The organism is Verrucomicrobiota bacterium, from assembly GCA_016871535.1.
Lineage (GTDB): Bacteria > Verrucomicrobiota > Verrucomicrobiia > Limisphaerales > SIBE01 > VHCZ01.
Genome location: VHCZ01000038.1, coordinates 21,523 through 35,344, shown reverse-complemented (window position 1 = coordinate 35,344; position 13,822 = coordinate 21,523). Strand labels below are relative to the sequence as shown.

Genomic DNA, 13,822 nt, shown 5'->3' with positions numbered 1-13,822 from the left:
GAACTATGAGAAAGCTTTCCATGAACCTGACGGTAGGGCGAGCCTGTCCCCAGCGAGCCGAGTCGGACGTGTTCCAAGCGCGTGGAGCGGCTCGCCGGGATGGACTCGCCCTACCGGGCTCATGGCGTGTGAGAATGCTAATCAGGCCCAGGCAGCTTTCCACGAGCCAACCTACCCCTTCGCCCCTCCTGGGAGGGGAAGGGGTGGGTTCATGCGCCGCGGGCAGGACACCGTGGCCATGGCACCTTTCCAGGAACCTCGTCCTGGCATGGGTTCTCTTGGCGTTCCATCCGCTGTCCGCGCCCGGACGCCAGCCCGTCCTGCGCCTCAAGGCCGGCGCGAGCGCGCTCGACATCACACCGGACAAATTTCCTGTGATCGTCAACGGCGGGTTCCTGGAAGCGCAAGCCGGCAAAGCCAACGACCCGCTCCACGCGCGCGCTCTGGTGCTCGACGACGGCACAAACCGGGTCGCCATCGCCGTAATTGATAGCTGCATGCTGCCGCGCGACTCGATTGACGTCGCCAAACGCCAGGCCCGCGACCTGACCGGCATTGCCGAGGATCGCATGCTGGTTTCCGCGACGCACACGCATTCGGCGCCGTCCGCCATGGGGTGTCTGGGCGCATCGCCCGATCCGGAGTACACTCGGACGCTGCCGGGCAAGATCGCTCAGGCCATTGCGGCGGCGGCAAAAAACCTCGCTCCGGCGCGCATCGGCTGGGCGGTGGTCGATGATGTCGAGCACACGCACAATCGCCGTTGGATTTTTCGCCCGGACAAAATCAGGACCGACCCCTTCGGCGGAAAAACGGTTCGCGCAAATATGCATCCGGGTTACGAAAACCCGGACTGCCTCGGGCCGTCCGGTCCTGTGGACCCCGGACTGACCGTGGTCGCAATCCAGTCACCTCAAGGAAAGCCCATCGTGCTCCTGGCGAATTACTCGATGCACTATTTCGGCGCCGCGCCCGTCTCCGCCGATTATTACGGACGCTTTGCGGAGAAGATTAAGAATCTCATCGGGGCTCAGGGCGTCGATCCACCTTTCATTGGCATCATGTCCCAAGGCACGAGCGGCGACCAAATGTGGATGGATTATGGGAAGCCGCGGCGCAATCTGAACCTCGATGAATACGCAGACGGAGTCGCGCGCTCGGCGTTCGCCGCGTATCAGAAGATCCGCTTTCGTGATTGGGCGCCCGTTGCCATGGCGGAATCCAGGCTGACCTTGCGGCGCCGGACGCCGAATAAGGAGCGGTTGGACTGGGCGCGGGCAATCGTGGCGAAGATGGAAGGCCGCAAGCCCACCAACCAGGTTGAAGTTTACGCCCGTGAACAAATCTTTCTTCACGAAGATCCTGTGCGCGAACTCAAGCTGCAAGCCATTCGCATCGGCGCTCTGGGAATCGCCGCCATTCCGAATGAAGTCTTCGCGATCACCGGATTGAAAATCAAAGCACTCAGCCCTTTTCCGACCACGTTCACTATTGAACTGGCCAACGGCTCGGAAGGTTACATTCCCCCGCCCGCGCAACACGCGTTGGGCGGATACACGGCCTGGCCCGCGCGCACGGCGGCGCTGGAAGTCGAAGCCGAACCGAAGATCGCCGACGCCGTTTTGCAGCTCCTGGAGCGCCTCCATCGCCATGAAGCCACATCTCGGACCAATGCACATGATGCGGGTAGGGCGGCGCGGCCGCGCCGCCCTACCAGCGCCGGAGCGACGCACGACACCTACGCCAAAGCCGTGCTCTCCTCGAAGCCGATTGCGTATTGGCGCCTGGGCGAATTCAACGGCCCGACCGCGTTCGATTCGAGCGGAAATGGAAACCACGCGATCTATGAAGACGGCACCGCGCCGAACGTCGAACGCGGAAGCGCCTCCGGCATTGCCTATTACTTAGAGGGGCCAACTGCGCCAGGGTTCCGTAGCGCAGAGTTGCACTCTGCCGTATCGCGGATTTTCAATCCGCCGCACGTGGGTTTCCCCGAGGGCCTGCCGACTACAAGTCGGCGATACAGCAGATTCAAAATCTGCGCTGCGTCCGCCACCCTCAACCGCTGCGTGCATCTGGCGGGCGGCCGATTGCGTGCGAGCTCGAACGGGCTGGGAGATCGCTACACCGTGGAATTGTGGTTCTGGAACGGGCTGCCGGCCAACGTGCGTTCCGTCACTGGCGTTCTCTTCTCTCGCGGAGCCGAGGGCGCGCCGACAAGTTCCGCGGACAAGATCCTCATTCCCCGGATGAACGGTCCGGAGGGCGCTCTGGTGTTCGAGTCGCACGAGTTCGCGCATCAACGCGGCTGGAAAACCCAATCCCACGGTACGACGCCGCTGACTTTGAAGACGTGGAATCATCTCGTGTTCGTGCGGGATCGCCAGAACGTCTCCGTTTTCTTGAACGGCAGCCTGGCTCCTGAAATCTCGGCCGTCACCCGGATTCCAGACGCCGCCACCGCGCCGGAACTCAGCATCGGCGGCGAGTGGCAAGCACGGGATTCCTCATTCGAGGGCAAGATTGACGAAGTCGCCATTTACGACCGCGTGTTGATCCGGAAAGAAATCCAGCGCCATTTCCGGTCCGGGCGCATCAACGAATGAGGTGGAAGTCTCCACGAACCTGATTCAACCCACGGATTACACGGATCACACGGATAAGCCCGCTTCAACATCCGTGAAATCCGCGAAATCCGCGGTCAAAAGTCGGTTCAGTCATGGGAAACCCCCACGACCATCGAACCGTGCGGACGGACCATGAACCGATAAGGACGCGTTCCGGACGCGTTCCACCGCGTCCCTGAAATTGTCCTTCCGATCGCAGAGTAAAGTCAGGGACGAAGTGGAATCCGTTCGGAATCCGTCCCTATCGGGTTCATGGAAAGTTGCCTTGGTTTCAGAACCATGCACTCGGACCATGAACCTGAGACCGGGCGGACCGCAGCCTTCAGGCTGCTTCCGCGCACTCTCCGCAGTCGATCGTTGAAGCGGCCTAAAGGCCACGGTCCGAAGAGGCGGTTCATGGGAAGTGCAAAGCGGAGAGAAGCGCCCTCCCGTTGACACTCCCAGTCGCGGTTGTTACGTTGCGCGCTCCTGAAACAAGAGTTCAGATGGATTACAAAGAAACACTGAATTTGCCGAAGACCGGCTTTTCCATGAAGGCGGACCTGGTCGTGCGAGAGCCGCAACGGATCGAGCAATGGATGTCTTCCCGGCTTTACGAGCGAATTCAAGCCCGGCGCGCGGGACGCGACAAATTCGTGTTGCACGACGGCCCGCCGTTCGCCAATGGCGACGTCCACGTCGGCAACGCGCTGAACAAGATTCTCAAGGACATCGTGGTGAAATACCACAGCTTGCGGGGCCAATATGCCCCCTACGTGCCGGGCTGGGATTGCCATGGCTTGCCCATCGAATTCAAGGTCTCCCAGGAAATGCGCAAGGCCGGCGACACGAACACCGATCCGGCCGCGATCCGCAACGCGTGCGACGCCTACGCGCGGAAATACATCGACATCCAGCGCACGCAATTCAAGCGGCTGGGCGTGCTGGGTGATTGGGACAAGCCGTATCTCACGCTCAACAAGGAATACGAAGCCGAGGAATTGCGGCTTTTCGCGGACCTCGTGGAAAAGGGCTTCGTCTATCGCGGCAAGAAGCCCGTGTACTGGAGCATCCCGTGCCGGACCGCGCTGGCGGAAGCGGAGGTCGAATACAAGGACCACGTCAGCCAGAGCGTTTATGTGAAGTTTCCCCTCCTCGGACATCCGAACACTTCGATCCTTATCTGGACGACTACGCCCTGGACTTTGCCCGCGAATCTTGCCGTGGCTTACAACTCGACCTTCAGTTACTCGCTGATCCATGCGCAGGGCGAGAATTACATCGTCTCGACGCTGCTGCTCTCGACCGTCGCCCAGCGCTGCGGATGGGAGAACTACCAGATCGTCCGCAGTCTCGACGCGGAGCATCTTCGGCAAGTCGAATATCGGCATCCGTTCGCGGCGCGCACGGGCCGTCTCTTCGCGGGCGACAGTTTTGTCGAGAACACGACCGGAACGGGTTTCGTTCACATCGCGCCGGGCCACGGTCTGGAGGATTACCTGCTCGGCATGCAGAACAACCTCCCGATTTATTCGCCGGTCGATAACGACGGACGTTTCGCTCACACGAACGATTTGCCCGTCGCGCAGCAGATGCCAACGGAACTGCTGGGAAAGGCCATCCTGGAGAAGAACCGCAAGAGCGAGGCGAACGAGGCGGTCCTTCATCTGCTTCGAGAGCGAGGCGCGCTGGTGCATCAGGAAGATTACCTGCACAGCTACCCGCATTGTTGGCGCAGCAAAACGCCCGTCATCTTTCGCGCGATGGACCAGTGGTTTATCCGCGTCGATCACGAGGATTTCCGAAACAAGGCGCTCGCGGCCCTCGAGCAAATCGAGTGGATTCCGGATTGGGGTAAGAACCGTATGGAAGCCGCGGTCAAAACGCGACCGGATTGGTGCATCTCGCGGCAACGAACCTGGGGCGTGCCGATTCCCGCCTTCTACGACGCAGAAGGCAATCCGATCCTCAACCCCCAAATCGTCCGCAACGCGGCCGATTTGATCGAGCAGCACGGCTCAAATATGTGGTTCGAGAAATCCGACGTAGAACTGTGGCAACTGCTGCGTCCGGCGAATTGGGCGGGACCAGAAGCCGTGAAAAAATCCGGCGACACCCTGGATGTCTGGATTGATTCCGGTTCGTCCTCACGGGCCGTCACCGCGCGGCGCCCGGAATTGCGAGGCAATGACAGACCGTTCCAGGCGGACATGTATCTGGAAGGAAGCGACCAGCACCGCGGCTGGTTTCAATCTTCTTTGTTGATCTCGCTCGCCGGCCAGGGCGCGCCGCCTTACAAAACGGTCCTGACGCACGGCTTCATGGTCGATGCGGACCGGGAAAAGATTTCCAAGAGCAAACAAGGCCAGGGAGGCTATGAGAAACCGCAGACTTCAGAAACCTACGTGCAAAAGTGGGGCGCGGACATTTTGAGGCTCTGGGTCATTTCGCAAGATTTTCGAAATGACATCGTGGTCAGCGAAGAACGGATCAACAAAGTGGCTGAAACCTATCGGTTGCTGCGCAATACGCTGCGCTACCAACTCTCCAATCTCTACGACTTCGATCCTGCCAAACAGGCGGTGGCGGACGAAGAGCTGACCGGCCTGGATCGCTGGGTTCTTGGCAAGTTCAGCGCGCTCGAACAACAGGTCGCTGCCGCTTACGACGCCTACCAATACCATGTGGTTTACCAGAAGCTCAGCCAGTTCGCGGCGGTGGAGCTTTCGGCGATCTATCACGATCTGGTGAAGGACCGGCTTTATACCGACCCGGCCAACTCCCATCGGCGCCGCTCGACGCAGACCGCGCTGTATCGAATGGTCACGAGTCTGTGCAAGATGCTCGCCCCCGTGCTGGCCTTCACGGCAGACGAAGCCTGGGAGTTTGTGCCTGGCCGGGAGGCAGACTCGGTGCACTTGCTCGAATGGCACCCCCGCGCCTTCGCGCTCCCCGACGCCGAGACCTCGCTTTGGGACGACCTCTTCAAATACCGCGAATTGGTTCTGCCCAAACTGGAGGAACAACGTCAGGCAAAGATCATTGGCAAAGCTCTTGAAGCAAAAGTGATTTTGACCCCGGGCGCGAACACGCCGAAGGCGGTCCTGTCCGAGCGAGAACAATTTCAGGAACTCCTGAACGTTTCACAATTCGTAGTCGCCCCGCCCGCCGAGGTTGAAGACCTTAAAGTCGAACGCGCCGCCGGCCAGAAATGCGAACGCTGCTGGCATTGGGAAACGGACGTGGGTTCGCATCATGAACATCCCGGCCTGTGTAGCCGATGCGTGAAGGCCGTAGCGGCGGTCTCTGGCTAACCGCCATTCCGAAGCGGCTATTTGATCCCCGCCTTCCGTTTGATTTTCCCAACGTCCAGCGCGCGGAGATAACGGATGAGATTCTGCCAAATTTCGTGGAAACCGAAGTCAGGTCCGGTCATCTCCGCGATAGCCTCATCCTTCGTCCAGCCTTCGAATGCGATTCGGTAGATGGCAATCATCATCCCGGTGCGGTCGGAACCGTGCAGGCAGTGCACCGCGAACGGGGCGCGGTTGGTGTCGCTGACGATCTTCAGGAAGCGGATCACGTCCGAGTCTTCGGGATGCCACGTCTTGAACGAGATGCGCTCGCGTTTCAGCGAGGTGCCTTTCGCTTCGTCTTTGTCGGAATGAAACGGGCGGAGGTTGATCACGGTTTTGATTCCCAGGGCTTCGAGTTCGCGCATGCCGCGCGCGGTCGGCTGCGCGCAGCGGTATAAGCCAGGAGCAACTTGATAGAGATTCTTTACGCCAGGGCGCTCGAGTTTCACCGCCGGGGCGCGGTTCGGCGTGGAATTGGTTTGGCCGGCGGCCTTCGGAGTCTGGTCAACTGCCGCGCACTGGGGAACGGCACAGAATGGAAGGAGTATTTGGACAAGGAAGGCAAGAAGGAGCGCGGACAGCTTGTCTGCGCATCGTTTAGCCGAAACCATTGAGAAGCGGGCGGGCAGGCTGCCCGCACTCCTTTCCTTTCGAGAGGGAGGACTGATCCATTCCCATCTGCGTCTATCTGGGTTCATCTTTGGAGTGAGGGGAGAGCGCAGCCCGGGTCTCGCCAAAGCGGGCACGCTCGGTTCCTCCTGGCGCGGTAAACGATGCTCCCTCTCCCTGAGCATGAGGGCTGGGGTGCACTGCTGTTGAATTAAGCAATTTCGATGGTAGGGCGAGCCCGTCCCGGCGAGCCGCCGAGCCGTTGAGTGGACGATGGTTGATCGGCTCAGCGAGGACACTTCGCCCTACCCGATCCAGGGAACGCGCGCTCACCAATACCACGCCTTTCGTTCGCGCGACCATTGTGGCATCTGTGGTGGCATTTTGGATTTCCTTCGAACGTTCTGCGCGCTTGCGGGATTGCTCTGGCGTCCAGGGGCTGCCTTCGCGGAAGAGCGCGCCTTCGGTCAATTCTGGCGGCGGGTCGAAGCGGATTTGATTTCGGCCCGCAGCCCAGGCGCAGCCGCGTCGGATGAGCGCGGCCGCCTTGCGAACCGATTCGTCCGCGTGACCGAGCACCGTTTGGAAGATTTTCCCTTGGCCGTAATTGTAGGCCCAGGCCATCGGTTCGTCTTTGCTGGTGACCTTGGAGCGGGCCGTGGCCAAGGGTTCGATTAACGCGACACCCTCCTGGCGAAAGTAAAGCTCATCCACCGTGTCGAAAGACTGAAGCCTCGCGAGGATTGGATGCTTCGCCTCGGTGATCTCGACCCGGAAGGGCCCGTAGTTGTCGTGGCCGCTGCGCCCTTCCCCGGCCATCCAGGCGCGCCGGACGATGTTGGTCCGAAACTCCGGCCAGTCGGAGTCCTGGTTGTTCGGGAGCGTGAGATTGAACGCGCCATTGGCAAAATGAATCAGCGCGAGTCCGCCGCCTTTTTGGAGGTAGCGAACGAAGTTGGCCTTTGCGGCGTCGCTCAAGCCGGGCTTGTCCCAGTTGCAGTAATTCATCACGAGAAGGTCGTAGCCGTGGATTTTTTCCGCGGCGAGGTCCTCGATGTTTTCGGTGACGTGCACAACGGCGCGCGGATCCTGTTCGAGCGCTAGGATCAGGGCCGCGGTTACGGCGCGCCAATCGTGGGCTGGATGATTGTGGCCGGTCAGGATGAGCGCTTTGAACCGCTCGAAGGGTTCGGATTCCACGCCGCCGGGCGGGACTTCCACCTTCGCGCTCCAGACGATGGCGTTGAGAATCAGTTTCCGAAAATCCGGATTCCACCAGTTCTGGTAAAAATGGCCGCCCGTGAAGCCGAAGCCGCGTCCGCCATCGGCGCGTTCGACGGCCCAACCGACCGCAAAGTCGCTGGATTCTTTGGGCGGGCGGGTGAGGATGATGGGCTTGAGGCGCGGGTCATTGTCGCGGAATCGAATGCGGTAATAGTACTCTTCCTGGGTGTCAAACGGCCTTACGCCGCGCGTGATCGGATGATCCGGCGTTCCAAGAGTGCTCCGAGCCTGCCATGTCTGGATTGCCGAATACCATTTGCGGGGCCCGGGCCCCGTCTCGTAATCGAAGTAACCGCCCGCCCACTCGGTGATCTGATCATGAACGCGCACAGGGTTGAAGGTGCTCCAGTGAAACATCACGAGACCGCATCCGCGCTGCATCTGCCGCTCCAGAATCTTCAATCGATCTCCGACGTAAAGCGGATGGTCCGTTTCGCGGCGGTCGCTGCCGTCGGAAGTGAGGAAGATCGTGTCCGCGTCCGAGAGCGTTGCCGGATCACTGGGCCAGCCTTTGAAGTGAGCTTCGACCAGGAGTTTGCCCTGAAGAGAGGGCGAAGTTTCGAGAAGGTGCTTGAGCAAGGTGACGTTCTTTTCGTATTCGTGCGATTCCTTCGGATGGCCCGTGATGGGGCCGGCGATGAGAACGATCTTCTTTGGCTGATCCGCCGCGCGCGCGGCGTGAAGGCCGAGGACAAGAAGGCCAATGAGGAAGACCAGGAGCGACTGCCGCGAACCATCCGGCTTTTCAAAAAACAGTGGGCAGGGATGAAGAGAGTTCATCGGCGGTTGGAACTTCCATGACGAATGGAATCTCATCGAGTCCTTGGTTCTCTGCGCCCGCATAGACATCCCGGTAGGAATCTCCAATCGCGACGATCCTTTGTTCGTGAACGGCGACAAATTTCCCGGCGTATGTGTGGACGATCTCATCCATGGGTTCGGCAAGCCACTGATTTAGGCTGGCTAGTTTCGCCGGATCGAGCATGTCTTTCTTCATCGCCGCAAGTATGCGCTGTTCGACGCCAGAACTCAAGCGCCACAGTCGATCCGGTCGATCCGAAAGCTGTGGCCGTGTTGGTCGAACCTTGAAATGATCGCGCGGCAGAATATGCTTTCGCCGCGCATGGAAGGGGATTCCCTTGGGTTTTCTCCGATTGCGACGGGATGAGATTCCCTGGGTCATGATTAAACGAGCTATCCGGTTATGGTTTTTACCACGCAGGTATTTGTCTTCTATTTTCTGCCGTTGTTTCTGCTGGTGTATTACAACCTCCCGTATCGCTGGCGGAACGTCTGGATCACGCTCGCGAGCTATGTCTTCTATGGTTGGTGGGAGCCGTGGTTCGCGGGCCTCATGCTGTTCACCACCGTCATGGACTTTGTCTGGGGCAAAGTCATCACCCGCCCCGGCGCCACCGCGCTGCAAAAGAAACTCGCCGTCGTCGCTTGTGTGGTGACGAATCTGAGTTTTCTGGGATTCTTCAAATACTCCATGTTTGCCGCGGAGACGTTGAACCAAATCCTCGCGGCGGTCGGGGCGCAACAGTTCCGCGTGCTGCAGGTGGTCTTGCCGATCGGCATTTCGTTCTACACGTTTCACTCGCTGACCTACATCATCGATTTGTATCGCGGGCACGCCACGCCGGCGAAGTCGTTCTCGGTGTTCTCCGCGTTCGTGGCGTTGTTTCCGGACCTCGTGGCCGGGCCGATTATCCGCTACAAGACGCTGGCGGCGCAACTGCACGAACGCGAACACACGGTGTCGCGGTTCGCTTCGGGCGTGGCCATCTTCATCGTCGGATTTGCGAAGAAGATTCTGCTCGCCAACCCCTGCGGCCTCGTGGCGGACGCGGTTTTCAACACCGCCGATCCGTGCGCGCTCGATGCCTGGGCCGGCGTGCTGGCTTACGCGTTCCAAATCTACTTCGATTTCTGCGGTTACTCGGACATGGCCGTGGGGCTGGGGCGCATGCTGGGGTTTGAATTCCTGAAGAACTTCGACGCGCCATACCGCTCGGAAAGCATCACGGACCTTTGGCGGCGCTGGCACATTTCGTTGTCCAGCGTGTTGCGGGACTATTTGTATATTGCGCTGGGCGGCAATCGAAGGGGCGAAGGACGGACTTACTTCAATCTCATCGTGGTGATGTTGCTGGGCGGCTTGTGGCACGGAGCAAAATGGAATTTTGTGGTGTGGGGCGCGTTCCACGGCTTGCTTCTGGCGGCTGAAAGGTGGCGGGGCAAACGGAGCATTTATGATGCGTTGCCCCGGCCGGGGCGGATCGGTTTGACGTTTCTCCTGATGCTGTTCTCCTGGGTTTTGTTCCGGGCGGACAATCTCACGGAGGCTCTGGAGTATTTCCGGGCGATGTTTGGCTTTGGCCAACTGGGAAGCGTAGCGCCGTTGCTCGGCGCCATGATTTACACCCCGTACCACCTGCTGGTCATGGCCGTGTGCGCCGGGTTGGTCTTTCAACCGTGGCAAGCGCATGACTGGTCGCAGTCACCGGTGACGTGGGGGCGAGTCGCCGTGGTAGTGCCGTTGTTTGCCGTTTCGCTCATGGCGATGTTCTCGCAGGCTTTCAACCCGTTTCTCTATTTTCAGTTCTGAGTGGTCATGAGCCGCCTTCGCGATCCTCAATGGTGCTTGATCCTGATCTTTCTTGGGATCCTCGTCGCCGTGCCGTTGATTCAAATCGTGATCGAAGCGCGCCAGGACGACGGAATTCACGCCTTCGAGCTCTTCAACCAGCCGCCCACCGCGGCCCATCTGCGCGCTTACGAGCGAAACCTGGAAGCCGGCAATTGGGCGGCGCGAGCAACGCGGCCCTGGATTCAGTTCGCCCAGTTCGCCTGGCTGAACGATGGCGGAGAAAAGGCCGCCATCGGTTCGGCGGGCTGGTATTTCTACAAACCCGGACTGAGTTACATGCTGGCTCGGCCTGAGAACGCGATCACCGCAGGCGTCACGAATGATCCGGTCGCCGCCATCGTGGATTTTCACGATCAACTGGCGGCGCGCGGCATCCGGCTTGCGCTCCTGCCGGTGCCGAACAAGGAAAGCATTTACCCGGATCAACTGACTTCACGGGCTGAGCCTGGCCGCGGCGTGCTGGCGCCACGAACGAGAGAGGTGCTGGAGAAGCTTCGCGCGGCAAACGTCGAAATCATCGATCTTTTCCAGGCGTTTGGCGACGCGCGGGAGCAGGCGGGTGCCAATTCCCAGGCTTCGTTGTATCTGGCGCAAGATACGCATTGGTCGCCGGCCGGAGTCGCGCTCGCGGCCAAAACCGTAGCGCGGCGTCTCCTTGAATTAGGCTGGGCGCAGCCTGGCCAGGTTGAATACACCGAGAAGCCCGCGCCGGTGCAGCGATTGGGCGACATCTTGCGCATGATGCAAGTGCCGAGGATCGAGCGGCGCATCCGCCCCGAAACCGTCCCATGCCTCCAGGTGGTGCGTCGAGACGACGGCGATCTCTACAAGGACGCGCCGGATGCGGAGATTCTGGTGTTGGGCGACAGTTTCGTGCGGGTCTATCAAACCGACGAGCCGAAAGCGGCGGGTTTCATCGCGCACCTGGCCAAGGAACTCAAACAACCGGTGCTGGCGTTGGTGAATGACGGCGGCGGATCCACGCTGGTGCGGCAGGAGTTGCGTGGACGTCCCGCATTTCTTAAGGACAAAAAGGTGGTTCTCTGGGAATTCGTCGAAAGAGACATCGGACTTGGCCTGGAAGGTTGGAAGCGCGTCCCCTTGCCGCCGCCGACGCCGCCGAGTTCACTCCGACTCATCCACGAGGGGACTTCGGCGCCAGACCACGAACTCCGAGGTCGTTGAACTCTGGCGCCTCTCTTCCCTCCTGTTGAAACATCGCCGCCATTGCTTACTGATCAGACCGTGGGATAGAATACACTTTGCCAGGAGGGATTTTGGCCAGCGGCGAGGAGCGCGCGAGGCGGTGTATCCCTGCGATCCACAACGAGCGAGCGACGAAGCGGCGGGCCAAAAGACCCCTGGCCCTGCGGGTTGCGTCGCATTTGGGATCTGGCTTCGTTGCTCCTCAGTCGAAGATCCACCAGGGACATTCTCCTTCGTCGCGCCTGAGCCAGAGCCCAAATGCGACGCAACAAAGTGTATTCTATCCCACGGTCTGATCAGTACTGGTTCGCCAGCACTTCGGTTCTCCCCCGATCCAAAATTTCCGCGCATCTTTCCACCGCCAGGGCCACACGGACGGTTTGCGGGTCCACTTCTTCCCAACGGCGTTCCTCGATGGCTTCGCGTATCCCTCCATGTTCCTCGCCTAAATCTTCAAAACCATCCTTGCGATGCGGCCAGTTCGGGGCGTGCCAACGTCGCGGTTCAATAGATTTCGTATTGAATCGCGTCTATCGAAAATGCCACGCCCACCGGCTCAAGACTCGTTTTCAAAATCCTTAGGCGAGGATTTGGGTCCCTGGGAGCGTCTTGACGCCGTAGCCTGTGTAAGCTCCCGGCGCATAGACAAGATGCCGATACCACGGACGGCGTGGCAATCCTTCTTCGGACGTCAGCGCGCGTTCGATCTCCTTGAGCAGACTGTCGAGCTTTGCCTCGGACTCCGCGTCAAGCTGCCACTCCGGTTGAGTGCGCTTTTGGAGGACGGACTCGAACTGGCGCACCGCTGTCTCCAGACGATCCAGAGCATTGTGCAGGGGCGAGAAGTTGAAATGCGGCACCGGGGATTTCAGGCGCGGCGCCACGAAGGGTTCGCGCGGGTCGGCGGCTTTCTCGAATTGGCGCTGTCCGACCAGGCGGTTGTGCCGCTGCGTTTCTTCCCGCGTGTCGTCGGCAAGTTTCACTACGTCTCTGGCAAACCGGCGGACCGTTTCCAAAAAATTTGAAAACTCGAAGGGCAGGAAGTTGGCCTGCGCGCTGCGAAGCACTGCGCGCCCGGCGGTTTTCGCCAGAGCGATGCCATATTGAAAGCCGGGATCACCGAATCGGGCGTAGTGATCGAACGAGTCGTAGATCGAATGGTAAGACCCGCCGCGATTCTCGCCTTGGTACCGGATATCGAGCGAAGCGATGCCGAGATGCTGGAGGAATGGCGTGTAGTCCGATCCGGAACCCAGCGCCCCAATGCGAAGGTCCGCGCGATGTTGCGCGTCACGCCGATCTTCCGCTGTGCCGTTGATCAAGCGGAAGGCGCGCAGCCGTTCGGCGACCGGAATTCCTTTTTGCGGATCGATCACGTCGCGCGCGATGCCGTTGATCCATTTTTCCAGCGTGTGCGAACCGCCGACGCGCAGGAAGCCGCGCCCGCTGTTGTCGGAGTTGATGTAAATCGCGGCATGCTCGCGAAGTTCCTTCGCGTGCGTCTCGGCCCATTCGGTCGACCCCAGCAGTCCGGGTTCCTCCGCATCCCAGGCCGTGAAAATCAGGGTGCGCCTTGGCGCCCAACCTTCCCTGGCCAGAAGCCCGATGGCTCGGGCCTCCGCCATCAACGCCACCAAACCACTGAGCGGGTCTTCCGCGCCGAACACCCAGGCGTCGTGATGATTGCCCCGGATGATCCATTGGTCCGGGCGCTCGCGCCCGCGCAGCCTGGCCACGACGTTATCGAAACCCCAGGAACGGAACTGCGCGGCGATGAATTCGGCATTCGCCTTCACGTGCGTGGACCCGACGTGATTCGGCTTCGCCGCGAGCCGCTTCATCCATTCCGAGAGCAAAAGGGGGTCAAGCTGCGCGTCGAATTTCGCTTCCAACGCGCGTTGACGTTCGGCGGCGGCGGGACTGAAGCCAAGGATCGGTTCAACCGTTGCTGCGAACGCCGGAATCGACAGCATGAGTCCGAACACCACGAAACGAACGGAACACAGGGAAAGATTCATGGCGCTGGATCGTGGGCGGAGTCGTGAGGTCCGTCAAGGTCGCCGGATTTCCGTAAGCCATCCGATTTCAGGCTGGCGCTTCCCTTGGCT

The 13,822-nt window shown here is 60.2% G+C and carries 8 protein-coding genes; 4 read left to right on the top strand and 4 right to left on the bottom strand.

Going from position 1 to position 13,822, the window contains the following annotated elements; all coding sequences use genetic code 11:
• On the top strand, positions 1-2,606 hold a 2,606-nt coding region (locus tag FJ398_07555; GenBank protein ID MBM3837810.1), incomplete at its 5' end, for a hypothetical protein.
• Positions 2,607-3,112: 506 nt separating this feature from the next.
• Positions 3,113-5,920 carry an isoleucine--tRNA ligase gene (ileS, locus tag FJ398_07550; protein ID MBM3837809.1) on the top strand — a complete coding sequence of 936 codons (2,808 nt, stop codon included), beginning with the start codon at positions 3,113-3,115 and terminating at the stop codon, positions 5,918-5,920.
• A 17-nt stretch (positions 5,921-5,937) separates the two neighbouring features.
• Here the strand turns inward: ileS and FJ398_07545 are convergent, their stop codons facing one another.
• The 3 genes from FJ398_07545 to FJ398_07535 are packed head-to-tail and all read right to left on the bottom strand — an operon-like array spanning position 5,938 to position 8,852.
• On the bottom strand, positions 5,938-6,756 hold the full coding sequence (locus FJ398_07545; GenBank protein ID MBM3837808.1) for a hypothetical protein: 819 nt from the start codon (positions 6,754-6,756) through the stop codon (positions 5,938-5,940).
• The gene (locus FJ398_07540; protein MBM3837807.1) at positions 6,647-8,635 is read right to left on the bottom strand and encodes a ThuA domain-containing protein; all 1,989 of its coding nucleotides are present in this window, start codon (positions 8,633-8,635) and stop codon (positions 6,647-6,649) included. The genes FJ398_07545 and FJ398_07540 overlap by 110 nt, the downstream gene beginning before the upstream one ends.
• The gene (locus FJ398_07535; protein ID MBM3837806.1) at positions 8,601-8,852 is read right to left on the bottom strand and encodes a hypothetical protein; all 252 of its coding nucleotides are present in this window, start codon (positions 8,850-8,852) and stop codon (positions 8,601-8,603) included. The genes FJ398_07540 and FJ398_07535 overlap by 35 nt, the downstream gene beginning before the upstream one ends.
• Positions 8,853-9,059: 207 nt before the next feature.
• Between FJ398_07535 and FJ398_07530 the strand changes: the two genes are divergently transcribed.
• Both FJ398_07530 and FJ398_07525 read left to right on the top strand, forming a co-directional pair.
• Positions 9,060-10,466 carry an MBOAT family protein gene (locus FJ398_07530; protein MBM3837805.1) on the top strand — a complete coding sequence of 469 codons (1,407 nt, stop codon included), beginning with the start codon at positions 9,060-9,062 and terminating at the stop codon, positions 10,464-10,466.
• 6 nt (positions 10,467-10,472) lie between these two features.
• Positions 10,473-11,693 (top strand): hypothetical protein, encoded by a 1,221-nt coding sequence (locus FJ398_07525; GenBank protein ID MBM3837804.1) that lies wholly within the window; start codon positions 10,473-10,475, stop codon positions 11,691-11,693.
• A 599-nt stretch (positions 11,694-12,292) separates the two neighbouring features.
• On the opposite strand, the gene FJ398_07520 is transcribed toward FJ398_07525, so the two are convergent.
• Positions 12,293-13,732, bottom strand: a complete 1,440-nt coding sequence (locus tag FJ398_07520) for a M28 family peptidase (protein ID MBM3837803.1) — start codon at positions 13,730-13,732, stop codon at positions 12,293-12,295.
• Positions 13,733-13,822 lie beyond the last annotated feature (90 nt).